General features: G+C 57.3%; 27 protein-coding genes and 1 tRNA gene. 21 read left to right on the top strand and 7 right to left on the bottom strand.

Annotated features, from left to right (window positions below):
* Positions 1-54: 54 nt before the first annotated feature.
* Complete coding sequence (locus NATOC_RS11030; protein ID WP_015321528.1) at positions 55-615, bottom strand: metal-dependent hydrolase; 561 nt, start codon at positions 613-615, stop codon at positions 55-57.
* A gap of 143 nt (positions 616-758) precedes the next feature.
* Entirely contained in the window at positions 759-2,714 is a 1,956-nt protein-coding gene (locus tag NATOC_RS11025; protein ID WP_015321527.1) for an aconitate hydratase, read from the bottom strand.
* A gap of 252 nt (positions 2,715-2,966) precedes the next feature.
* Between NATOC_RS11025 and NATOC_RS11020 the strand changes: the two genes are divergently transcribed.
* Together NATOC_RS11020 and NATOC_RS11015 are read left to right on the top strand one after the other, a co-directional pair.
* Positions 2,967-3,449, top strand: a complete 483-nt coding sequence (locus NATOC_RS11020; protein WP_015321526.1) for a deoxyuridine 5'-triphosphate nucleotidohydrolase — start codon at positions 2,967-2,969, stop codon at positions 3,447-3,449.
* 352 nt (positions 3,450-3,801) lie between these two features.
* Positions 3,802-4,254, top strand: coding sequence for a VOC family protein (locus tag NATOC_RS11015; protein WP_015321525.1), 453 nt, complete (start codon positions 3,802-3,804; stop codon positions 4,252-4,254).
* Positions 4,255-4,267: 13 nt separating this feature from the next.
* Here NATOC_RS11015 and NATOC_RS11010 read toward each other — a convergent pair whose 3' ends face one another.
* Positions 4,268-4,867: a hypothetical protein gene (locus tag NATOC_RS11010; RefSeq protein WP_015321524.1), complete on the bottom strand. Its 600-nt coding sequence runs from the start codon at positions 4,865-4,867 to the stop codon at positions 4,268-4,270.
* A 107-nt stretch (positions 4,868-4,974) separates the two neighbouring features.
* Between NATOC_RS11010 and NATOC_RS11005 the strand changes: the two genes are divergently transcribed.
* The 6 genes from NATOC_RS11005 to NATOC_RS10980 all read left to right on the top strand — a co-directional run bounded on the left by NATOC_RS11005 (position 4,975) and on the right by NATOC_RS10980 (position 8,119).
* Positions 4,975-5,529, top strand: a complete 555-nt coding sequence (locus NATOC_RS11005) for a hypothetical protein (protein ID WP_015321523.1) — start codon at positions 4,975-4,977, stop codon at positions 5,527-5,529.
* A 47-nt stretch (positions 5,530-5,576) separates the two neighbouring features.
* Complete coding sequence (locus tag NATOC_RS11000) at positions 5,577-6,041, top strand: hypothetical protein (protein WP_015321522.1); 465 nt, start codon at positions 5,577-5,579, stop codon at positions 6,039-6,041.
* A 78-nt stretch (positions 6,042-6,119) separates the two neighbouring features.
* On the top strand, positions 6,120-6,551 hold the full coding sequence (locus NATOC_RS10995; protein ID WP_015321521.1) for a hypothetical protein: 432 nt from the start codon (positions 6,120-6,122) through the stop codon (positions 6,549-6,551).
* Between the two features lie 114 nt (positions 6,552-6,665).
* A complete protein-coding gene (gnd, locus tag NATOC_RS10990) occupies positions 6,666-7,565 on the top strand; it encodes a phosphogluconate dehydrogenase (NAD(+)-dependent, decarboxylating) (protein ID WP_015321520.1) in 900 nt (299 codons plus the stop codon).
* 121 nt (positions 7,566-7,686) lie between these two features.
* Positions 7,687-7,974, top strand: a complete 288-nt coding sequence (locus NATOC_RS10985) for a HalOD1 output domain-containing protein (RefSeq protein ID WP_049888750.1) — start codon at positions 7,687-7,689, stop codon at positions 7,972-7,974.
* Positions 7,975-8,046: 72 nt separating this feature from the next.
* Positions 8,047-8,119 (top strand) — tRNA-Arg (locus tag NATOC_RS10980).
* Positions 8,120-8,394: 275 nt separating this feature from the next.
* Here the strand turns inward: NATOC_RS10980 and NATOC_RS21130 are convergent.
* Positions 8,395-8,808 carry a type IV pilin gene (locus NATOC_RS21130; protein ID WP_083866582.1) on the bottom strand — a complete coding sequence of 138 codons (414 nt, stop codon included), beginning with the start codon at positions 8,806-8,808 and terminating at the stop codon, positions 8,395-8,397.
* 105 nt (positions 8,809-8,913) lie between these two features.
* Between NATOC_RS21130 and NATOC_RS10975 the strand changes: the two genes are divergently transcribed.
* The 8 genes from NATOC_RS10975 (at position 8,914) to NATOC_RS10935 (ending at position 16,637) form a co-directional block, all read left to right on the top strand.
* On the top strand, positions 8,914-9,453 hold the full coding sequence (locus NATOC_RS10975; protein WP_157224625.1) for a S26 family signal peptidase: 540 nt from the start codon (positions 8,914-8,916) through the stop codon (positions 9,451-9,453).
* Between the two features lie 115 nt (positions 9,454-9,568).
* Positions 9,569-10,237, top strand: a complete 669-nt coding sequence (locus NATOC_RS10970) for a hypothetical protein (RefSeq protein ID WP_157224624.1) — start codon at positions 9,569-9,571, stop codon at positions 10,235-10,237.
* 111 nt (positions 10,238-10,348) lie between these two features.
* On the top strand, positions 10,349-10,561 hold the full coding sequence (locus tag NATOC_RS10965; protein WP_015321515.1) for a hypothetical protein: 213 nt from the start codon (positions 10,349-10,351) through the stop codon (positions 10,559-10,561).
* Between the two features lie 23 nt (positions 10,562-10,584).
* Complete coding sequence (locus NATOC_RS10960; protein ID WP_157224623.1) at positions 10,585-12,768, top strand: hypothetical protein; 2,184 nt, start codon at positions 10,585-10,587, stop codon at positions 12,766-12,768.
* 259 nt (positions 12,769-13,027) lie between these two features.
* Positions 13,028-13,603 carry a hypothetical protein gene (locus tag NATOC_RS10950; RefSeq protein ID WP_049888749.1) on the top strand — a complete coding sequence of 192 codons (576 nt, stop codon included), beginning with the start codon at positions 13,028-13,030 and terminating at the stop codon, positions 13,601-13,603.
* A gap of 1 nt (position 13,604) precedes the next feature.
* A complete protein-coding gene (locus NATOC_RS10945; protein ID WP_015321512.1) occupies positions 13,605-14,393 on the top strand; it encodes a hypothetical protein in 789 nt (262 codons plus the stop codon).
* On the top strand, positions 14,390-15,484 hold the full coding sequence (locus NATOC_RS10940) for a hypothetical protein (protein WP_015321511.1): 1,095 nt from the start codon (positions 14,390-14,392) through the stop codon (positions 15,482-15,484). Before NATOC_RS10945 ends, NATOC_RS10940 begins: the two co-directional genes overlap by 4 nt.
* 43 nt (positions 15,485-15,527) lie before the next feature.
* Complete coding sequence (locus NATOC_RS10935) at positions 15,528-16,637, top strand: hypothetical protein (RefSeq protein ID WP_015321510.1); 1,110 nt, start codon at positions 15,528-15,530, stop codon at positions 16,635-16,637.
* Between the two features lie 593 nt (positions 16,638-17,230).
* Here the strand turns inward: NATOC_RS10935 and NATOC_RS21920 are convergent.
* Complete coding sequence (locus tag NATOC_RS21920) at positions 17,231-17,761, bottom strand: hypothetical protein (RefSeq protein WP_157224622.1); 531 nt, start codon at positions 17,759-17,761, stop codon at positions 17,231-17,233.
* A gap of 114 nt (positions 17,762-17,875) precedes the next feature.
* On the opposite strand from NATOC_RS21920, the gene NATOC_RS10930 reads away from it, so the two are divergent.
* Both NATOC_RS10930 and NATOC_RS21125 read left to right on the top strand, forming a co-directional pair.
* Positions 17,876-18,445: a hypothetical protein gene (locus NATOC_RS10930; protein WP_049888748.1), complete on the top strand. Its 570-nt coding sequence runs from the start codon at positions 17,876-17,878 to the stop codon at positions 18,443-18,445.
* 50 nt (positions 18,446-18,495) lie between these two features.
* Positions 18,496-18,690, top strand: a complete 195-nt coding sequence (locus NATOC_RS21125) for a Sec-independent protein translocase subunit TatA/TatB (protein ID WP_015321508.1) — start codon at positions 18,496-18,498, stop codon at positions 18,688-18,690.
* Here the strand turns inward: NATOC_RS21125 and NATOC_RS10925 are convergent.
* Together NATOC_RS10925 and NATOC_RS10920 are read right to left on the bottom strand one after the other, a co-directional pair.
* Positions 18,687-18,962: a hypothetical protein gene (locus NATOC_RS10925; protein ID WP_049888747.1), complete on the bottom strand. Its 276-nt coding sequence runs from the start codon at positions 18,960-18,962 to the stop codon at positions 18,687-18,689. The two genes, NATOC_RS21125 and NATOC_RS10925, sit on opposite strands and share 4 nt — an antisense overlap.
* Positions 18,959-19,306, bottom strand: coding sequence for a hypothetical protein (locus NATOC_RS10920; RefSeq protein WP_049888746.1), 348 nt, complete (start codon positions 19,304-19,306; stop codon positions 18,959-18,961). The genes NATOC_RS10925 and NATOC_RS10920 overlap by 4 nt, the downstream gene beginning before the upstream one ends.
* Positions 19,307-19,706: 400 nt before the next feature.
* Here NATOC_RS10920 and NATOC_RS21910 point away from each other — a divergent pair, with 400 nt between their 5' ends.
* The 3 genes from NATOC_RS21910 (at position 19,707) to NATOC_RS21905 (ending at position 20,993) form a co-directional block, all read left to right on the top strand.
* A complete protein-coding gene (locus tag NATOC_RS21910; RefSeq protein ID WP_015321506.1) occupies positions 19,707-20,090 on the top strand; it encodes a hypothetical protein in 384 nt (127 codons plus the stop codon).
* Positions 20,083-20,343 carry a hypothetical protein gene (locus tag NATOC_RS22360; protein WP_015321505.1) on the top strand — a complete coding sequence of 87 codons (261 nt, stop codon included), beginning with the start codon at positions 20,083-20,085 and terminating at the stop codon, positions 20,341-20,343. The genes NATOC_RS21910 and NATOC_RS22360 overlap by 8 nt, the downstream gene beginning before the upstream one ends.
* A 344-nt stretch (positions 20,344-20,687) precedes the next feature.
* Entirely contained in the window at positions 20,688-20,993 is a 306-nt protein-coding gene (locus NATOC_RS21905) for a hypothetical protein (RefSeq protein WP_015321504.1), read from the top strand.
* The last annotated feature ends 270 nt before the right edge of the window (positions 20,994-21,263 follow it).

Raw genomic sequence — 21,263 nt, 5'->3', positions numbered from 1 at the left:
TACAAGACGGTGTTCGTTCCCGTCCGCGCTCACCGGGTTCGAGACCGGTCCAGGTCAGGCCGGAATCCGATCGCGAACGTATTCGAGCCCGGGACAGCCGTCGACGTACCACAGCGCGATCGCCACGCCGAACAGGACCCACTCGAACAGGACAAAGACCGCGGGGTTCGTGAACGGGCCGACGACCAGCTCGACGACTGCGGGCGGTTCGAACAGCCGCTCGCCGTACCGGAACGTCGGCTGCTCGAGCAGCGGCCAGAGGAGGAACTCGGTCTCGAAGGGGTAGCCCAGAAACGCCCGCGGCGGGACGTCCGCCAGCAGGTGTGAGAGGTGTGCGATAATAAACGCCGTCGCGGTCTCGACGCGGCCGAGCGCGAACCCAGCAGCGTAGACGACGGCGAGCAACACTGCGGCAAACAGTAGCGAGTGAGCGAGCGAGCGGCCGCTGGGAAGGAGTCCGACCCACCACGCCAGCGGCTTGTCGATCAGGTCGGCGAACTGTGAGCCGACCAGAACCGCAAGCGCCGGTTCGGGCCGAGGTGGCCGTCCGAACCGACCGCGGGCGTACAGCGAGTACAGGAGGTAGGCGACGCCGAGATGTCCCCAGGGCCACATGGATCGGCCGTAGCCGTCCGTGGCGTGTAGTTACGGCGTCCGTACCCCGAGGACGCGACCGGAGGCTGGCGAGTAGGTGTCGCCTGAACCGGGACGTGGGACTCTCGGTCGGTGCAAAAAAGAACGAGACTACTGCGTCGCGATCAGTCGTCAGCGGTCGCGGCGCCGCCGTCCTCGGCCTGGTCGCGGGTCCAGGAGAGCTTGCCGCCGGCCGCGAGGATCGAGCGCTCGCGCTCGGAGGCGTCGAGCGTCGCGGTGTACTCCTCGTCGTTGACGCGGACGGTGAACTCTTCCTGACCGCTCGTGACGGCCTCGTAGACGTCGTCGACGATCTCGATCTCGTCGCCCTGGTCGATCGACTCGTAGGTGTCCTCGTCGATCGTCAGCGGGACGATACCGAAGTTAAAGAGGTTCGCACGGTGGATCCGGGCGAAGCTCTGTGCGAGGACGCCCTCGATGCCCAGGTACATCGGGCAGAGCGCGGCGTGTTCTCGCGAGGAACCCTGGCCGTAGTTCTCGCCGGCGACGAGGAAGCCGCCGTCGGCCTCGAGCGCGCGGTCGGCGAAGGTGTCGTCGACACGCGAGAGCGTGAACTCGCTGAGCTTGGGGACGTTCGACCGGTACATCAGGATGTCCTGGGTCGCGGGGATGATGTGGTCGGTCGTGATGTTGTCCTCCATCTTCAGCAGCGCCTCGCCCTCGATGTCCGAGCCGAGTTCGTCGCGGATCGGGACGTCGCCGATGTTGGGGCCCTTGATGAGTTCGTCGTCGACGGCCTCGTCGGGGGCGATGAGGTCCGTCTTCGAGCCGTCGTACTCGTCGGGGAGCTCGACGCCGGGCGCCTCGACGTCGTCGAGGTTGCGCGGGTCGGTGATCTCGCCCTCGAGCGCCGCGGCGGCGGCGACCTCCGGCGAGCAGAGGTAGACGTTGTCGTCCTCGATACCCGAGCGACCCTCGAAGTTGCGGTTGAAGGTCCGCAGCGAGACCGAATCGGAGGCCGGAACGTGGCCGATCCCGATACAGGCCCCACAGGTCGCCTCGGAGAAGTTGACGCCGGCGGCCATCATCTCCGCGACCCACCCCTCGCGGGCGAGCATCTCGGAGGCCTGCTTGGAGCCGGGCGCAACGATCGTCTCGGTCTCCAGGGAGGTCTGGCGGTCCTCGAGCATCTTCGCGACGGGGAGGATGTCCTCGTAGCCGCCGTTCGTACAGGAGCCGACGATGACCTGGTCGACGTCCTCGCCTTCGACCTCGCTGACCGGAACGACGTTGTCCGGCATCGAGGGCTTGGCGATCAGCGGCTCGAGGTCCGAGAGGTCGACGACGATCTCGTCGTCGTACTCGGCGTCCTCGTCGGGCTGGAGCTCGACGTACTCGTCGCCGCGGCCGACGCGCTCGAGGTAGTCCTCGGTCTGCTCGTCGGTCGGGAAGATCGACGTCGTCGCACCGAGTTCAGTCCCCATGTTGGTGATCGTCATCCGCTCGGGGGCGGTGAGCGTCTCGACGCCGGGGCCGGTGTACTCGAGAATCTTGCCGACGCCGCCCTTGACGCTCAGGCGACGGAGCAGCTCGAGGATGACGTCTTTCGCGGTGGCCCACTCGGGGAGCTCGCCCTCGAGACGGACGTTGACGATCTCGGGCATCTCGATGTAGTAGGGAGCACCGCCCATCGCGACGGTGACGTCGATCCCGCCGGCACCGATGGCGAGTTCGCCGAGACCGCCGGGGGTCGGCGTGTGGGAGTCCGAGCCGAGCAGCGTCTTGCCGGGCGCGGCGAAGTTCTCGCGGTGGACGTTGTGGCAGATACCGTTACCGGGACGAGAGAAGTGGGCCCCGTACTTGCCGGCCGCAGAGCGCAGGAAACGGTGGTCGTCGGTGTTCTTAAAGTCAAACTGGTAGGTCTGGTGGTCGCAGTACTGGGCGGCGATCTCGGTCTGGACTTCGTCCAGTCCCATCGCCTCGAACTGCAGCCAGACCATCGTTCCGGTCGTGTCCTGAGTAAGTACCTGGTCGATCTCGATCCCGATCTCCTCGCCGGTCTCGAGCTCGCCTTCGACGAGGTGGTCGTCGAGAATCTTTTCGGTGAGAGTCTGTCCCATAGCATGCGAATTTCGGCTTTCCGCCTTGATAAATCCAGCGTGTTTCTATCGGGAACGACCGTGTTATTTTCGGGCATTCGACGGGCTTTTGCGTAAGTATTGCCACGCCACTGAACGTTCGTCAGCCCGCGAGCGCCGTCATGCGGACGCGGCGTGGGCATCGCCGTACGGTCCGCGCGTGTGATCCGTAAGGCCCTGCCACGGCCGATCCGAACGGATACCCTTTTTTCAGCTCCGGCGCATACCGACGCTATGTTCCGCTCCGGCGCCTTCGTCGCGGAGTACGTCTCCCCGACGGCCGACGACCAGATCCAGCCCAACGGCGTCGATCTCACGCTCGATGTCGTCTTCGAACAGCTCGAGCCCGGCCGGATCGGCCGGGACGGCAAACAGATCGGCGACCGCGTCGCCCGCCCGCTCGAGGAGTTAGAGCAGAAGGCTCCCGACACCTACTACCTGCCGGAGGGTGCCTACGTCGCCCGCTACGGCGAGCGCATCCAGATCCCTGAGGGCCACGTCGGGTTCGTCTACCCGCGCTCGTCGCTGATGCGCAACTCCTGTATGTTAAACACCGCCGTCTGGGACGCCGGCTACGAGGGACGGGGCGAAGGACTGCTGCAGGTCCACCACGACGTCGAGATCGCCCGCGGCGCCCGCATCGCCCAGCTCGTCCTCGCCGAGGCCGACCACGAGGACGCCTACGACGGCAGCTACCAGGGAGAGAATCTCGACTGACGGACGGACGACGCGACGAGGACGGCCCCTACTCTCGCGCTCTCGGTTCCGATCGTTCTCCAGTTCGCTGACGCGGCGCTCGAGTTCCCTGACCTCCCGGGACGGTTCCGCCACGCGCTTCCAGAACGGCCCGCCGAGGGCCGGCCCGAATATCGCGCCGAGAAACGTTCCAATCGGCCCGACCAGCGAGCCGATCAGCAGGTCGAGGACGCCACGGCAGACGCCGACATATATGAAACCGAGTCTATCATTCTGACGAGATCCTCCAGCGAGCGATATCTCCCTTCTGCCGCGGGAGTCCTACACTGCTCGCCGAACATTGACGGCGACCGGCCGTGACGTCTCGGGACGCATGACCGAATCCGAACCCGAACGACCGTCGCTCGTCGGCATCAACCACGTCGCGCTGGTGGTCGGCGATATCGACGACGCGCTCGAGTTCTACGAGGACCTGTTCGCGTTCGAACTCCGGAGCCGATCCGACTCGAAGGCCTTCCTCGATATGGGCGATCAGTTCGTCGCGCTCGCAGAGAGCGGTGACACCGCCCGCGACGACAAGCGCCACTTCGGGCTCGTCGTCGAGGACGCCGACGCGGCCGAGCGACGCCTCGAGGCGTGTGGCGTCGACCGACTCGACGTTCCTGGCCTCGAGTTCCACGACCCGTGGGGGAACCGAGTCCAGCTCGTCGAGTACGCGGAGATCCAGTTCACGAAAGCCGACCACGTCCTCGCGGGGATGGGACTGGACGGACTCGAGAAGACCGACGAGGCGATCGCGGAGCTCGAGGAGAAGGGGCTCCGGTGAGCGCCGAGCGGCGCTATTCGTCGATCTCGAACTCCCCGGTCATCGTCTCGGGGTGGACCGGACAGCGGTACTCCGTCAGCTCCTCGTCCGCCTCGACCGTCAGCCACTGCTGGGTGTCCTCCTCTTCGGTAACGTCCGTGGCTTCACGCTCCTCGTCGCCGTCGCCCCAGATCGCCAGGCCGTGGCTGTCGGCGTCACGGTTCACGTAACCGATGTCGTACTCATCGCCGGCCGTGAGTTCGAGCGTCGGATTCTCCTCGTTCTCGATCACCGACGGCGCCTCGCCGACCCAGACGTCCCCGTCAGTGGCGAGCAGGATCTCCTCGACGTCCTCCCAGGAGTCGGCCTCGGTCACCTCCTGCTCGTCGTCCTCGCTCGCGTCGTCGCCCTCCTCGTCTTCGCCGAGGTCTCCATCGTCGTCGTGGGCGACGTCATCGTCGTCCCCGTTCTCCTCGTCGTCGGCCTCCTGTCCGTTGCCGGTCCCCTCCTCGGCTTCGGCCTCGTCGGTCTCTTCCTCGTCGTCGGCACAGCCGGCCAGCAGCGCCGTCGACGCCGTTGCCGCCGCAGCCGCGGTTCGGAGCACGCGGCGTCGCGGTCGAGTGGTGTGATCCATACTACAGGTTGCGGGCTGCGATTGAAAAGCCGTGAGCAAGCACTCGCACACCGGCAACGGTCGCTCGTTCGCGTACCGTTTTGCCGACGGCGTCCCTCGGGACGACCATGATGGCGACGACCCACGTCTTCGCGGGGCTCGCGGTCGTCGCCCCCGTCGCCTACGCCGTTCCCGAGCTGGCAACGCCGCTTGCAGTCGGGGCCGTCCTCGGCGGACTTCTGCCGGATATCGACCTCGTCTTCGAACACCGGCGAACGTTTCATTTCCCCGTGATCGGTGCTCCAGCCGCTGTGGCCGCGATTGGCGCGGCGCTGCTGGTTCCCTCGAACGCTACCGCGGCGGTCGCCGCCTGCTTCGTCGCGGCCTGGCTCCACGCCGCGAGCGACGCGCTCGGGGACGGTCCCGAGTTCGATCCCGCGACCGGCGACGGCGACCGCGCCGTCTACGACCACGTCCACGATCGCTGGCTCCGCCCCCGCCGCTGGGTTCGGTACGACGGCGCACCCGAGGACGGCGTCCTCGCGGTCGCGCTCGCGGTACCGGCCCTCGTGGTCTTCGAGGGGTGGATCGTCTCGGTCGTCGCGGCGGGCGTTGTGATCTCGATCGGCTACGTCCTGGTCCGTCGTCGGCTGGTTGCCCGGCTCCCGGAGTGGCTCGAGTGACGGCGGCGAGTCGGAACGCTGATACCATCGCTCGCTAACCGTTCGGTATGGTCGACACGTTTCTCGCCCAGGCTACCCACCTCGTCTTCGCCGCGCTCTGGGCCGGCAGCGTCTTCTACGTCGCGTTCGTCGTCCTGCCGCTGGCTCGAGACGGGGCGTTCAACTCGACGAAACCGCTCGAGTCGATCTCCGGGAAGCTAACGCTGCTCTCTAGGGTGAGTGCGGTCGCGCTGTTGCTCTCGGGGGGCCACCTGGCTGGGACGGGCTACACCGCCGAGGGGCTGTTCAACACGATCAACGGCCAGCTCGTGCTCGCGATGGTCGTTCTCTGGCTCGTTCTCGCGGCCCTCGTCGAGATCGGCGCGAAGCGGTTCGAATCGGGGCTCAACGGCAAGAAGCTTCGCGAGCCGGCTGCCGACGCCCTGCCGCTGTTTCGGGCCGGGGCGGTCGTCGCCCTCTTGCTGCTGGTCGTCGGCGCCGCGATCACGACCAACGTCGCCGCCGTCCTCTGACTGGTAGTTCCTTGCTAGATATATTTGGAAAGAAGATTGTTACGAAAGATACTTAGTTAGCTACTGAGAGGTATGAGTATGATGTTCAGGGGTAAAGGGATGGCCCTGTCGCTGCTCGCGGTCGGAACGGCGGCGGCCGCCGGCTACGTCCTCCAATCGGACCGCTCGCGGACTGAAACGGGCCGTTCGAAGGCGAACCTCGGCGCCAAGATCGTCGGCGAGGTACCCGACGGTGCGACCGTCATCGACGCGTCCGCGCGCCGGCTCGCCGAGATTCCGGGTGCACGACGGGCCCTCGAACGGGCAGTTCGCAACGACGCCCGAGAGGAGTGGGAACACGTCACCCTCGAGCGCGACGGCGCCTGGTCGGTCGTCGACACGATCCGGGACTCGCTGCCGTACTACGAGGCCGATCGTGGCGAGTACAACGGCGTCTACGTCGAACACGACGGCCGGATCGTCGTCCTCGACGCGATCGGCTGGGCCCGCCTCGAAGAGCCGATCCACTGATCGCCGCGACCGCGAGTGCGTTTTCGGCGGCCACAGCTGTCGTGCTCGCTTTCGACTTCCGCGGAGCCGCGACGAATCACAACCACTACTTCCTCCGCCCGCCCATCTCCACTCGTGCAACTGGGCGTTATCGGACTCGGACGGATGGGACAGATCGTCGTCGAGCGGGTGCTCGGGGTGGGCCACAACGTCGTTGCCTTCGACCTCGACCCCGAAGCCGTCGCCACCGCAGCCGACGCGGGCGCGGAGCCGGCCGACTCGGTGTCGGATCTGGCGGACCGGCTCGGCGAGGAAAAGCGGATCTGGCTGATGGTTCCCGCAGGCGAGGCCGTCGACGCGACCCTCGAGGATCTCGACCCCCACCTCGAGAGCGAGGACGTCGTCGTCGACGGCGGCAACTCCTACTTCGAGGACTCCGTGCGCCGCGCGGAGGCCTGCTCGGCGGCGTATCTCGACTGCGGTACTTCGGGCGGTCCTGCGGGTGCCGAACTCGGCTTCTCGCTGATGATCGGCGGCCCCGAGTGGGCCTACGACGAACTCACGCCCGTCTTCGACGCCGTCGCGACCGGGCCCGACGGCCACGAGCGGATGGGGGCTGCGGGGTCGGGCCACTACGTCAAGATGGTCCACAACGGCGTCGAGTACGCGCTGATGCAGGCCTACGGTGAGGGGTTCGAGCTGCTCCACGAGGGGCGGTACGATCTGGACCTCGAGGACGTGGCCTCGGTCTGGAACAACGGCGCGGTAATCCGCTCGTGGCTGCTCGAGCTCTGCGAGGAGGCGTTCCGCGAGGAGGGCTCCGACCTGGGAACCGTCGCGGACCGCGTCGAGGGCGGCTCGACGGGCACCTGGACGGTTCAGGAGGCCCTCGCACAGGAGGTGCCGCTACCGCTGATCTACACCGCGCTCTCCGAACGGTTCGGGTCGCGGGCCGACGACGGCCGCTTCTCCCGACGGCTGGCGAGCCGGCTGCGGTACGGGTTCGGTCGCCACGACGTTCCCCGACGGGAGTAAGGACGACGGCGCCGCCGGACATCGATCTTCTCTGTCATCTTGTCGCCGGAAAATTGAGTCATTTTCTTTACTCCTGCTCCGCTCACCGCTAGTAGTGACCTCTCACCGACCGACGACGAGCGTGGCCGCAACCGAGGATCGACGAACGAGTACTGCGGTCGTCCAGCTGGTCGCTCGGGTCGACGAGGTCGATCCCGTCGAACTCGTGCCGCTTTACGACGCGATCGACCCCGAAACGCTGGATTCGATCTGTGATCCCGACTCCGGGTTTCGGTCCCTGTCTTTCCGGTATGCCGGCTGGCTTGTGGCCGTCGACGCCCGCGAGAACGGGATCGAGATCGAGCTCGCCGAGCCCGCCTCCCCGGACGGTGCGACCGTCGACGTCCCCGACGCCGAGTCCTCGCTGTAGGCGGGGTTCGAGGGGCGAGTTTCGACGCGAAAAGCAACCGTTATACGGCCGGTCTCAGTAATTCGTTATAGAGGGCGCGTAGCTCAGTGGACAGAGTTCTTGGTTCCGGACCAAGATGTCGCGGGTTCAAATCCCGTCGCGCCCGCTGCGTCGCGATTTACTTGGAATCCACTAGCCTGCGGAGGGGTGCGGGGTTCCTTTTAACTGTCGCGTGTGATCGGGGTGTCCTCATTCCATCCCGATGCGGGTCACGGCCCTTCTGCGTGCCACGATAGTAACTGCAAACGAGATTATTGTACTTAAAGCTCTGCCGGCAGACTACCTTTACAGAAAAAGTAGAAAGTGAGGCGCGAATGAGCAACATCGTAGCCTCACTCGTATTTAGTGTTGTACTGTCAAAAAAGTAACTAATCTTAAGCGTTACTCGGTAACCTCGTACTCAGCGAGTACTTGACTGGAGTCAGCACCGTCAGCATCCCAAACCACCTGAACAGTATCACCATCACCAGCAGTAACTGTAGCAGTATCACCCGCAGACACATCCGCGTCACTGTCAACGTCAAAGTCTACTGGTTCACCTTCACTTGGTGCCTGCACTTCGAGTTCACTGGACGGAATTGCGTCACCGCCAGCGTGTGTTACCGTTAGTTCATCCTCATAATCGAAGTCGAAGTCTGCTGTCGGTGCAGTTGACTCGGTAACGTCGTCCCCTAGACCGAGTACGAAAGTACCGATAACAGCGGCGAGTATCACAGTGATAGCTACCATCAAAATCACACCGATAACCGGTGAAACAGCGCGTTCATCATCTATGTTAGTTTCTTGCAATACCATTGCAAATGGTATTTAACTTCTGACATTTTTATAATGTATGCGACAAGGGGTGATATCACCCGAACGTGCGTGCTAGATAAATATCAACAGAACATATTGTCCAGTGTGAAGGTCTACGAACTCCTCGGCGCAATTTCACTCGGCGGTCTCGTAGGCGTCGTCGCACTACTCTTCATTGATGATATCATTGCGGCCGGAATCTGGCACACTGGCCTACTCGTCATCGACACCACGAATACAGTCATCGCGGTGATCGTAGAACCAGTCGTCGCATCACTACCAGTCGCACACGCAATCGGAACAGGATCAATGGGATACACTGGCGGGGAAACCATCATCCACGACACCGGATATGGCGAAGTTTCTGAAGAAGATATCATCGTGTTCGACTCGCCCGCCAGCGACAATGGAACGGTTCATCGTGCCCACTTCTACGTTGAGGAAGACGAAAACTGGTACCAACAGACGGATCCCGAACTGGTTGACGGTGCTGAAGACTGTGAGGAACTGCGGAATTGCCCCGCACCACACGACGGATGGATCACTGCTGGTGACGAGATGGACAGGTATGATCAAGCTGGAGAGTACGAGCCAGTGAAGTCAGAGTGGATTGACGGACGTGCAGTGGTAGTGCTACCCCTGTAGTCGCGTGTAGCTTTTACGAGTTGACATTTTAGCTAGATGTGTGGCACGAATTAATCAACTGTTCGTGGCCTTGCTGGTAACTATGCTCGCTCTCACGGGTGGTGTAGGATCCGCAATGGCCTACGACGACGAAGATCTGCCAGTCGAAGACACCCTAGTGGTGGACGACGATAGAGATCACACACAGATACTAATCACCGCCGCTGAGGATGGTGACCTTGACGTAACCGTTGAAGACGACGCTGACAGCGAAGTGGCCAGTGAACTGTTTGAAGACGTTGATGAGCACGAGACCGTAGCAATCGACGTTTCTGACGAGGATGCAGACGAGTTTGATGTTGAAGTTGACGACACACACCCAGAGTCAATGACCTTGGTGTATGAGGCAGAAACATACGACGTTGAAGTAGATGAAGACGACACCGCAGACCAACTCTACGCCGAGTTTGGCGAAATGACTGACGTTGCCGTAACCGTCGAGGCGTACGATGAGGAAGATGAGGAGTGGGTTGATATCACCGAAGAAGAACAGCTAATCCACGTCCACCTGGACGATGAAGACGACACTGGAGCCGCCGAACTTGACGTGGATGGTGACTACACCGAATACGAACTGCACATCGAGTACGACGAGGAACCTGATGAAGTCGATTACACGACTGCTACTGCTGGAACCGCCCTCACTGACGATGGTGGACTGACCACTGTTGGTATTGGTGTTGTAGTTGTTGGCGTGCTGTTCGTTGGGTCGTTGTTCTTGGGTGCTGTTGGTGGCAAAGACTAACCAACTCGTTCATTTTTCAATTTTTCAGTTGACGGTTAGTTGTATGTCTTGACCCCTTGACCCCACCTGTCGCGTGTAGTTTTTACGATTTGACAAATAAAATATACGTGTATGGTAGATACAGATGAGATCAAGAAAATGCCTGTCAAGGCGTTGCTAGGCTTTTACGCCTTTATTGAAGGTTTCGCGCAGTTGCTCTTCCAGGAATCAGTCATTACGAACATTTACTCGGCTAGTGATCCGGCCGGAACTCTTGCGGCAGTGATTATCGCGGGTGCGGGTGCGTTGGTGATGTACTACGCTGTTCAGCGAATTGGTCGTTAAAACAATAAATTCAATTTAGGAATATGAGTACAACTGAAAATGAAAACACGACACGAGAATTTGACGGAGGTGACGACGACATAGACGGGGAATTACACGACACAGTACAAGCACCAGACCGGCACGAACTACGAAGGCGTCAAATGATGAAGGCGATGGCAGCCACAGCCACCGCCGCTGCAGTCGCAGGCACAGGTGTAAGCACTGCCACTGCCGACGAGGAAGACCCTGAGGATATGGAGGAAGCCCTTCACGTAATGGGCAGTGAAATCAGGCAAGACGTCGCAGCCTGGCAAACCGCCCTAACCGGTGAAGAACCAGAATGGGCGGATGGATTTATGGATGAGGATGATGCGGAGGACGCCCTTGCTGACTATTTGCAAGACGATATTTACAGTAGCGCCACCGAGATGATGAATTGGACTGACCTATTCCTGACCAGCATCGAGAATCAGTTGGTGATGCTGAGCGACTTCATCAGGAACAACGTCCAATACAGAGTAGTTGCAGAAGCTCAGGACGGTAAGACGCACGAAGAAGTCGAAGCCGCCGCAGTTGAAGAAGCAGAAGAAAGCATATCGCAAATCGAGCAGAACTTCTTGCAGACGTGGACAGAATTGATGCACCAGGTATCACAACGTGCTTACGTCGTCGAAGAAGTTAACGACGATATCGACGCAGAAGATTTAATTTTGGCGCTAGGGTACGACGAGGACGGTAACGCTTTCCAGGAAACAATAGGTAGCGATAATTCAATCGGTCTTTGGTGGGGTAATGTAGCTGATCTGTATACAGATAATTTCAACGCCGAAGGTGGTTTAGAAGAGGATGACGGATCATCGAACGCTGTCGTTGAATATCCACTCGCTGACGGTGAAACGGTACTAGTCCCAGTTACGAATCGCGGAGACCACAATGGTAACGAAACGTGGGTAGCCCCCTGGGCGTCGTGGCCAGACAATGACCCCCCAAGTCTTGACAGTGATTGGGACGACGAAACGATAGAACAACCACTGTCAACCATTCGATCGTGGGATGGGGCAGGTAGGGGCAACCCGATCACGAAGCAGTTTAACGCTGAAAGTCGTGTTGATACTGGTGATGGCGCGACTAACAGTGTATTAGTTGACTGTGAGGAGTGGATGGAAGTCCACGAAGACATAATTACGCTCCGGGAAGAGGAACCCGCGTACGCTGAAGACATCACTGAAACGTTGTATGAACCCGCTTCGGAGGGGGAGATCACTGTTGAAGAAGTCAGTGGCGCGAGTGCGATCCTTGACGTAGCCGACACCGAGGAGTGGGAGGACGCTAACGAAGCCGCGGCCGTCTACCGTTCAGTTGGGATGCCGGAGGGAGAGCAGTCGGCAGTGATTGAATCCGCTGGTTCGGAATATGAAGGGGTGTTGTTCTGGACGCAACCAGGAGGTGAATACTTGACTGTTGGCGAAGAAATAGATCCCAGTGAACGTGATGGAAGCTTTTACTTGGCTGCTGAAGTCAACAACGCGACGGAACCAGAGGATCTAGCCTATCCAGTCGAGTTCGCAGTGCGTGACGGGGACGATGATCCGGTAGAAGATGCGACTGTCAGGGTGTACGACGACAGTGGTGACGTACTCGCTGATGAAGAGGATCCTGAGGACGGCGAGGCATCCTTGGACGTTCAGGGGGGTAGTAATCGTGAGTTTGTCGTTCAGTGGACTGACTCTGAAGGCGATTTAGAGGAGGCGAGTGAAACTCAGAATCTGAGTGGTGGAGTTGAGGTTGTCGTTGAAACTGATTCGCAGTCGATGGAAATCTTCACACAGGAAGAGTACATTTCGGCGGCGGATGAAACCGAAGGTGATATCCTCGCGAACGAACTCGCTGCACCATTCACGATCACTGGAGTGGATGGTGGAGGGGACGAATTGACGTTCCCAGAGCGTGAATTGATCGAACCTGACGCATCGCAGGAGGAGATGATCGAACGCCTGCAACAAGCCTACGAAGCGGAACAGGAGTCGCAGGAGGAGCTGCAAGTAACCATCAGCGACGACACTGGCGGTGGTTCTGGATTCGTCGATGACGACGATGATTGGATTGTGTGGTTGGCTGGATTGTTCGGGGTGGGTCTGATTGTGACGATCCTCCTGTCAGCCGTGAATTCCCTCAACGGCTTCCTTCCGGATGAGGTCAACATCAACGGTGGTGGTGAACGATGATACACGCACTAATATTCAACAAGTTCCTGCGATACCTCAGTCTGACTGGGGACGCAGCCCGCGTCGTAGCCGCAACCCTCCCAGTGATTGGCGGGTTGGCGGTCGCGTTCGGTTTCTGGTACGTGACAGGGATCAATCTCGCGTACGAGATCGGCCTTGTGGTGTGGACGATTGTTGAAAGCTTGTTCTGGGCATTGATGCCGTTCTAACCCCTGTTTCGCGTTCAGTTTTTCCCTCGTGAACTGTGATTTTCAGATGGATGTATAGGTTAATCATCATATTTGCAGTATTGATATCCACTGTTGGTGTCGGAGTTGTTGCCACGCCCGCAGCTGCTGAAGACGACAACGGTGACGGCGATGAGGCTCCGTGGCAAGACGAAGACGACGAAGAAGATGAGGACGAATCGGTAGTACACCAATTTTCAGATGACGCCCGCATCACAGACTACGAATGGGAAGAACGCACACTACACCTGACAGTTGAAGCCGACAGCCGCACCACGTTCACCCTCACCGATGCAGGCGTTTGGACGGAAATGGATGAAGGAGACGATCAAGAAATCCCATTCGATCAAGTCACGCTCTCGAGCGGTGAAGAGAAGACCATCGAATTCACGGTAGGTGACCACGGTACTCGAGCAGTGAGCGTGATGGCGGATGGCGGAATGTGGGGTACTCTCGACAGCAGGTTTGGTGCCTTCTCTGGCGCACCAGCGTGGTCAACGGTGTGGGTTGGTGTTGGTACTGCCTTGGCTGTTACTGGCGGAATCGTGCTATTGGTTGGAGTATTGACTTATAAAGCGATGAATACGGATCATAGACAGGTGTTCTAAAATGAGGGGACTAATCATACTCTTGCGATTGATTTGGCGAAGAAGGTACATCGTCCTAACCACGATCTTTGGCACGGCATTCGTAACGCTGTCAGCGTGGGTACTGCTTGACCTTTCAGTTGGAGATATCCCTGACACGGCGTGGGTTGCTGTCGCAGTAGTCATACTAGCAGCCCCATACGCAATCTTCATCGCAGCTATCGTGGTTGGATTAGTGGCAGAAGCCCAGCACGTGTTCCTGCACGTCTTGGAGGGTGAAACTGGGAATGCTGAAGGACACGAATTGAGTCAGGCGCAGTGGGAAGATTTGGTAGTGCTGGACTGGAATGACAACGAGGTTGGGAAGGAGCGGTTGGTTAGTATCGATGTTAGCAGGTACGGGAAGGCGGTCGAAGTAGACGCGTACAACCCGGAAACCAATACGGCCCGTACGTCGTATATGGGTGAAACCTCGAATAGAGAAATCCGGCGATTCCCAAAACTCATCGAAGCTGTTAAAGAGAAGATTTCGCCGCACGCCAGAGCCTACAGCGAGATGCACGCTAAAATGGACTTAGAAGTAGAAGACAGGGCTCAAGACGGGGTAAACTCGTTCATCGCGATGTTCGAACGTGTATCCCTGCCACCGGAGTTGCATATTAACAAGATTATGAACCGGGAAGCAGGCGACACCCGACTTGACGAACTTCCAGATCCTAACGAAGCACTCGACGATATCAACCGAGAACCAAGTGAACTCCCAGACAACAGCGCGGTTTACAACCCCGAAACGGGGGGTGGTGACGAATGAAAGACGGAGACGGATTCGACGGAGCGTCATACCTGCGCGAATACACCCGCGACGAGGACAACAACATCCACGTCCACGCAGGACTCGTTCCAGACCCGAAGATCAGGAAGTGGTTGTCGTGGGTCGCGGAACGATATCAACCACTCACTGACGAAATGCCAGCAAGGTTCTGGGAAACACGGTTCGCCAAGGAAGCCCTGGCGAAGTACGGTACGGAAACCGCGCAGTACGCGCTCGAAGAAGGGCAGATGCACGTCATCGACTACCTGACAGGGATGCCTGACACGAAGGTCGATATGTCCACGATGGACGCCCTGGACTGGTTAGGAGACTGGGTGTCCCGTGACGCCCCCATCACGCTCGTTTCGGGGCATATGAACACGGGGAAATCCAGCACGACACTCAAAATCTACGGAAAGTTGTGGCAGGACGAACACCCCCGAGGAACCGTCCTATCCAACATCCGTACGTGCCCAGCTACTGAGTCGTGTAGCCGTATGAGTACCCTGGTGGAGTACGCTCGTGATCACAAGGATGAACCGACGATGATGATCCTAGACGAAGCAGCCGCACACGCGAGTGGGGATCTCGACGATTACGAGGTTAAAGAGCAGATGCGGCAACTCATCCGTTTCGCCGCGAAGTATGACCTTGGACTGACTATCATTGGCCACGCAGAGGGCGGTCGAGATATCTCTCCCGAGATCCGTCGTTTCGCGGAAGTCATCCATAAGACCAGCAAGAAACGCGCCACGATCTACGAGAACATCACAGAGAAAAAAGAGTACGTCGACAAAAAGTACGAACTGAAAGCACTGCCGGACGTCACGTCGAAGTGGAAGTACGATCCAGACGAAACCAGCACCTGGAAGTGGGACTACGACGGCGACGATCTCGTTGACCTTGATAACGATGTGGACGAGTTGGACTGGGGCGAAGGCACTGACGAGGAACCAGAGTGGGAGTCTTGCCAGGGAGTTCGCCAGGATGGTGAAGCGTGTCAGCAGGACAACCCTGCCGCACTTGACGAGAACGGATACTGTCGGCATCACACGGATCAGTACGAACCGGATGAAGAAGACGAAGACTGACCCCGGTGGTTGAATTTATTTTGTAGTAGAACAGGTAGTGTCTATGGATCAAGACGAGTTCGAGGAACAGTATCCTGAGATCGCATCGCTTCTCGGAGATGATTGGTGGTCGAAGGCAGATACGCACCATCAAGTGTATTTTTCTGTCGTGATGGACAATTGGCGTGGACTGGACTATTATTCTCGGTTGATTGGCCGAACACCTGCCGAGGAGATCGCAACTGAGTATGAGAACGATCTGTACTCGATGAGAGGATTTGACTCGTTCTTCAGTGAACTGATTGGGTATGTTGCAACGGAACGGTGGTTGTGTGACGATCCAGGCGTATTGGACGTTAAGGGAACTACGGGACTGCCGGAGTATGGGTGTGAAGATCTGGACGTAGAAGTGGCTTGTATAAGGGAGTCACAGGAAACGAAGCGGATTCGTGTTCATCTTGCAGAAGAGTTGAACTGCGAATACAAGCCCGTAATCCGGAAGAAACACGCGTACAACAACTATGCCAGTAACGGTGAGTCTTGGGCGGAGAACGAGAGGCAGGTTGATGAAGTGATTGATGAGATTGGGAGTCTCAGCGTGAATGATCTACCGGTTACGGTTGAAACTGATGCTTTTGAAGTAGAGGTGTTGGAACCTGATTCTGGGGAACTGGGAGGTATCATACAGTCAGGACTCGTTGGAATCACGCCAGATGAAAACGAGAAGATACCGGGCAATGTTCGGCAGAAAGCAGCGAAGCAGAGGGGTGAACGACCGCTTATCGTTTTCATCGATATGAAGATTGAAACGGTGCATTCTGTTGAGGAAGTGGTTGAGAAAGTGATCGGTGAACCGTACGGATATGCAAGTGAGGACGATGTCGAAGTCTCAAGTGCAGTTCAGGACGCAACCAGTGTGTGGGAGAATTATTTGACCGAAGTCGGTGCGATTCCGGGTGGGTTCGATCGAACGTATCCTGCTATACGGCCGGGTGATGAGGGTGTGTTTGCGAGTGATGATGTGTCGGGAGTTGCTGGTGTTATGGTTCGATTCTCCCATAACGAAGTCGCGTATGTTCCGAATGTTTACACGGATGATGTTGATGCGAAGGGTGTGTTCAATCAGCTTGGTTGGGGGTTGGATACCCGGTCGTTGAAGCCTAGTGATATCTGACTGGCTCTCGCGGACGCGCGCGTGAGAGAACCGCTGAACGGCGTCGGTTTCCGCGTCTCGCGTGCGCGCGCATTCACGTAGGACACCCCACCCCATACCACTAACCGAAGATGTACCGCCACGGAATCTTCGTCTGACTGCCTTTACCCTCGTGTCCAGATGCGTACCAAGATATCCCACCAAGCTGGTGTTCGACTTCCCTTGCACTCAGTCGCTTGAGTTTCAACACCTGTCCCTCGGATACGACGGCGAAAACATACCCACCACCATTCTCCTTCAATTTCTCGTGTGCTTCCCGCCAAAGCCTGAACCGTCCATACCGCCCATTCCTATTGTGCTGCGCTGCCTTCACATCCGCCGGCGTTCCGTTCCGGTAACGGATGTCGTGCCAGCTACTGTGATCACTTCTTGCACTGTACTTACGACGGGCTGCTTCCTCTGCAATCCTTCCAACTCGAGCTGAATCCTTAGATGGCATACAAAGAAATAGTCACTCAAACGGTAAGAACCATACTCGACTGCGGGGTCAAGTTGTGGCCCCCACCCCGGGCAGGGGTGGGTGGCCCGGGGGGCTTGACCCCGAAATCAGAAGGCTACCTCACCTGATATTGATTACTAGGTCTTTCAGAATCACCTACATATGATGCCTCTAACCGATAATAACACGGCCCCTCAACCGTATCAATCCGTAATACTGCGCCGCAATTCGAACCAGGGTCTAAGGCACTCTCTTCCGGAATATCTCCGGATTCATCTCCATACAATCCCGTTACTCCGCCCACGTCCAATTCGGTGCGAGAAATGTCAAGAGTGTGGGTGTGACGTGGACTGCGAAAACGGTACCAATAACGCGGTGGTATACGCCATTTGGGTTGTTCAAAATAGATTTCTGCACCGTTGATGGTTGTTGCTCTCCCACCCCCGTTCTGCACTTCCGCATCAAGCCTAATGCTGAATTTATCACCCGCGTATTCATACCACGTGAAATTGTCTAAATTACCGACATCTACATCCGGTCGTTGTGATCGCAGGTGCTGGACTTGATAGTATCCGATAACGAGCGTCGACAAGCCAAGTACTAGGGTTAGTGCATCGTTCCAGTAATCCGCTAAGAGGTCGATCATACACTGAATGAATAGTAATCCCACATACAGGTGTCGGTGAGAGTGCTTCTATATATCAGGGCGTGTTGTCCCAGTGTCACGTAATTTATCACGTGGATGTGTGTATCAAGTCGTATGCCTATCACTGTCGTACAACTAACTCTCTCAGCATTGGCCGCAGTCTTCGCTTTCATTACGGCAGTTTACGGACGACTGAATTACGCTGATGGTGAGCTAGACCGTCAGAAGAAGATTGAGAACAGGATACGTAATTGGAGTCGATGTATCGAGTACGAAAGGGAACCAGAGTCCAGTTCATCGGTTGGGATAGAGTTGTCAGCAGAGAAAATTTTTCAGGACGATAACCCGGAATTCAATTTCGAAGTCGACGAAGTGTTTGTAACGGAGGCGAGTGGATGGAGGTACCTGACGGAGAAGATCCTGTATGGCTTCGATGGAGATGTCACAGTTTCGATCGAGTCAACACGTTCTCCAATGATATCGGAAACACCCCCAGATTTCGGTTTAATTACCAAGTTCGAATTCGAGAAGTATGAGATGGATTGCCATCTCCGTCCGGAGGACAATTGTGTCGAGGTGACGATCCCGTATGCTGATGTCGACCGTGTTTCTTACTCTGTTGACGATTTACTAGACTACATCGAGGAAGAACTTGGAGACGAGTTGGTTCCGCGAGAGGATTGACAAACCGTTCTCGGCTGCTACTTAACCTTCCTGACAACAAAACAATAGGTATGTTTCCAGTAGGCCCTGAATTGCTCGTAATCATAGCAGTCGTCGTACTCCTCTTCGGAGCGAACAAACTACCAAAACTCGCCCGCTCAATTGGCCAAGCAACTGGCGAACTCAGAAAAGGCAAACAGCAGGCAGAAACTGAACTCGAGGAAATGCGGAACGATATCCACGAGGAAGAACCGACGGAGGATTAATCCTCGTAGTCAATCAACAACACTTGATCATCAAACACACCCGGCGTCAGTACATCATACTCCAACTCATCCCGCAGGTACGCGATTGTATGCCACGTAGCAGACTTAGGTGCTAACAACCGGCCGCTTGGAAGGCGGCGGAAACGATACTCGCGGGGATTATCCAGTTGGTGAGGTTCGGTCGTCACAACCACAGCACCATCCTCTTCACGCAACGCAGTACGGTAATACAGGTACGGATCATCAGCGTCGCTGTCGGCCGCCTTGCTCATCGATCATCACCCGCTGACGCGGAAGACAACCGACTCGACGGGAAACCATACACTTTGACTCCGTGATCCTCCAACTCGCCTTCCTCGTGCCCCTCGATGATCTCGTCAAGATCCCAGTCAGCGATTGAACGCTTGATATCTTCCAAATATGCAGCTTCAACAACCGCCTCACTTGGATCGTAGTCGCGGTTCTTACGGAACACGGTGATGTCAGCATCATCAGGCGGCGTTTCCCAGATCACATACTCATTCGCTGGCACACCAGTGTGTGAGAGGAAGACGAGGAAATCCGATGAGTCAGACTCCCTGTCAACAGCCAAGTCTCCAGGTTCGAGCTGCGTCATACTTCATCACCCTCCATCGGTTGGAGACGCAATCCAAGACGCTGCTGCACTGCACAGATATGCTTACAATCTACATCACGATACTCATAGTCTTCACAACCACAGATCCAGGAATCCTGGTCGATGCGGTCTACAACATATTCCTCATTCACAATCCACGCGTCACGATCACCGATCCTCGCAACGCTATCGATGTCGCGAACCGCGCGGATATCGCGTTTGTAATCATTTGCTCTCATCAACTCTGCATCTAACGGTAAGGTGGTTATGATTAATAACCTGTTGGTTGAGAAGGGTGTCAGCCGAAACCGTTTTAACACGTATAGAGCTGTGAAAATGCACTATCTAACCCCTTCAACCAAGCAACTTATCAACTAAACGTACTAACTATACATAGGTGATGAAAGACAACCAAGTATCGCCAAAAGCACGAGAAACAGAACAGATCCTCGCAAGAGAAGGACGCGCAACGCGCCTGATGATCGCCGCCGAACTCGAAGTCAGCGGGACGAGAGCCACGCAGTTGCTTAAAGAACTAATCCGTGACGGTCGCGCACGACGCGTATCACGTGGTCTGTACGAACACGAGTACTACACACACGATTCAATAGAAGATCTCGAAGGACTTCGAAAAGTCCGCGAAGCAAATGATGACTTCTTCGCAGCAATCCTACACGAAAGCATTGAAGAATGTAATCTAGGCGATAACGCCCACGAGGAAGCAATGCAGAACGCAATCGATCGACTCACCAACGACGGGGAGTCGGGTGGTGAGGATGAATGATAGTAACACCGTACTTTTCCGCTGCACAGAATGCGACCACACAACGACAGATGTCGCATCACTACACGCCCACTGCGAAAAACACCGTGGGTACACACGCTTCGGCATCCAAATCCCCTTCACCAGAACATCAGCCGGCGATTTTAACGCACTGATGGAATACACCGATGTGCTTCGCGTTGAAGACACCACCAAAATCAGCCTAAAAGACATCGATCGGCTCACCGACGAGTCGGGTGGTGAGGATGAATGAACCACTCAAACCAAAGGAATTCGCGAACCAGCTCGCGGAACTACCAGGCACACAAGTAGACACCAGCAACCGCTACCTGCTAACCTGCTACGAATGCCAAGTCGTCAAGGCACGATCAGGAATACGAGAACCACTAGAAGATCAAGAATTCCTTCACGCGATCACCGAGTATGGCGGCGTCACGACTGACTGTCCCGGTGAAATCGTGGTACGATATCTGCAACAACTCCGCATAGCTCGAGAAATCGAGGATGGGGACAGGTGCAGTGACTGCGGATCCGCGACAGTGAACGTGCAAGGAATCCAGCACTGCCCAGACTGCACCACCACGGTGGGTGATCACGATGAGTGAAAGCGTCTGGATCTACGTCGCACGGTACGAAGAACCAGACTTCGACAACAGCGGAAAACTCGCCTTCACAGACATCGAGAGTGCCAAAAACTGGATTGAACAGAACCTACATTCGGGTTACGAGTGGGTACGTGTTGGCGACTGGAGTTGGGAGTACGACCTACCCGAATACACCCCTGATTCTGCGGAGATCGAGGCCGTACGACTGTCCTCATACTCAGACTTGATCGAGTGGCAGACAGAACCGAATCCACGACAGAACAGAGGTGGATCGCGTAATGCGAGTGATCAGCAATGACCTGCCCACGATGCCACGGCAAGGGCGAAATCATCGCCTGCATCGACGACATCTGCCACGCGAAGGGGAGATGTATGCACGACGGGAACAACACCTGCCCAGAATGCAAAGGGAAAGGAGTCGTCGTCCCCGATGAATGCCCCGTGTGCGGCCGCGAAGCAGCCCCGTACCCACATTGGGAACTATTCCTTGATCACATCAGAAACTGCTCCGACGGTGAATCGGAGGGTGATCACGATGCCTAGGCTAAAAAACAAAGTCTTGATCGAC

This window comes from Natronococcus occultus SP4 (genome assembly GCF_000328685.1).
GTDB lineage: Archaea > Halobacteriota > Halobacteria > Halobacteriales > Natrialbaceae > Natronococcus > Natronococcus occultus.
The sequence above is the reverse complement of the archived record's forward strand: the minus strand, read 5'-3'. Positions and strand labels throughout refer to the sequence as shown.

Coding starts and splice junctions, on each gene's coding strand:
- NATOC_RS11030 (WP_015321528.1), bottom strand. CDS start 615: ATGTGGCCCTGGGGACATCTCGGCGTCGCCTACCTCCTGTACTCGCTG.
- NATOC_RS11025 (WP_015321527.1), bottom strand. CDS start 2,714: ATGGGACAGACTCTCACCGAAAAGATTCTCGACGACCACCTCGTCGAA.
- NATOC_RS11020 (WP_015321526.1), top strand. CDS start 2,967: ATGTTCCGCTCCGGCGCCTTCGTCGCGGAGTACGTCTCCCCGACGGCC.
- NATOC_RS11015 (WP_015321525.1), top strand. CDS start 3,802: ATGACCGAATCCGAACCCGAACGACCGTCGCTCGTCGGCATCAACCAC.
- NATOC_RS11010 (WP_015321524.1), bottom strand. CDS start 4,867: ATGGATCACACCACTCGACCGCGACGCCGCGTGCTCCGAACCGCGGCT.
- NATOC_RS11005 (WP_015321523.1), top strand. CDS start 4,975: ATGATGGCGACGACCCACGTCTTCGCGGGGCTCGCGGTCGTCGCCCCC.
- NATOC_RS11000 (WP_015321522.1), top strand. CDS start 5,577: ATGGTCGACACGTTTCTCGCCCAGGCTACCCACCTCGTCTTCGCCGCG.
- NATOC_RS10995 (WP_015321521.1), top strand. CDS start 6,120: ATGATGTTCAGGGGTAAAGGGATGGCCCTGTCGCTGCTCGCGGTCGGA.
- NATOC_RS21130 (WP_083866582.1), bottom strand. CDS start 8,808: ATGGTATTGCAAGAAACTAACATAGATGATGAACGCGCTGTTTCACCG.
- NATOC_RS10970 (WP_157224624.1), top strand. CDS start 9,569: ATGGCCTACGACGACGAAGATCTGCCAGTCGAAGACACCCTAGTGGTG.
- NATOC_RS10965 (WP_015321515.1), top strand. CDS start 10,349: ATGGTAGATACAGATGAGATCAAGAAAATGCCTGTCAAGGCGTTGCTA.
- NATOC_RS10960 (WP_157224623.1), top strand. CDS start 10,585: ATGAGTACAACTGAAAATGAAAACACGACACGAGAATTTGACGGAGGT.
- NATOC_RS10950 (WP_049888749.1), top strand. CDS start 13,028: ATGTATAGGTTAATCATCATATTTGCAGTATTGATATCCACTGTTGGT.
- NATOC_RS10945 (WP_015321512.1), top strand. CDS start 13,605: ATGAGGGGACTAATCATACTCTTGCGATTGATTTGGCGAAGAAGGTAC.
- NATOC_RS10940 (WP_015321511.1), top strand. CDS start 14,390: ATGAAAGACGGAGACGGATTCGACGGAGCGTCATACCTGCGCGAATAC.
- NATOC_RS10935 (WP_015321510.1), top strand. CDS start 15,528: ATGGATCAAGACGAGTTCGAGGAACAGTATCCTGAGATCGCATCGCTT.
- NATOC_RS21920 (WP_157224622.1), bottom strand. CDS start 17,761: ATGATCGACCTCTTAGCGGATTACTGGAACGATGCACTAACCCTAGTA.
- NATOC_RS10930 (WP_049888748.1), top strand. CDS start 17,876: ATGCCTATCACTGTCGTACAACTAACTCTCTCAGCATTGGCCGCAGTC.
- NATOC_RS21125 (WP_015321508.1), top strand. CDS start 18,496: ATGTTTCCAGTAGGCCCTGAATTGCTCGTAATCATAGCAGTCGTCGTA.
- NATOC_RS10925 (WP_049888747.1), bottom strand. CDS start 18,962: ATGAGCAAGGCGGCCGACAGCGACGCTGATGATCCGTACCTGTATTAC.
- NATOC_RS10920 (WP_049888746.1), bottom strand. CDS start 19,306: ATGACGCAGCTCGAACCTGGAGACTTGGCTGTTGACAGGGAGTCTGAC.
- NATOC_RS21910 (WP_015321506.1), top strand. CDS start 19,707: ATGAAAGACAACCAAGTATCGCCAAAAGCACGAGAAACAGAACAGATC.
- NATOC_RS22360 (WP_015321505.1), top strand. CDS start 20,083: ATGAATGATAGTAACACCGTACTTTTCCGCTGCACAGAATGCGACCAC.
- NATOC_RS21905 (WP_015321504.1), top strand. CDS start 20,688: ATGAGTGAAAGCGTCTGGATCTACGTCGCACGGTACGAAGAACCAGAC.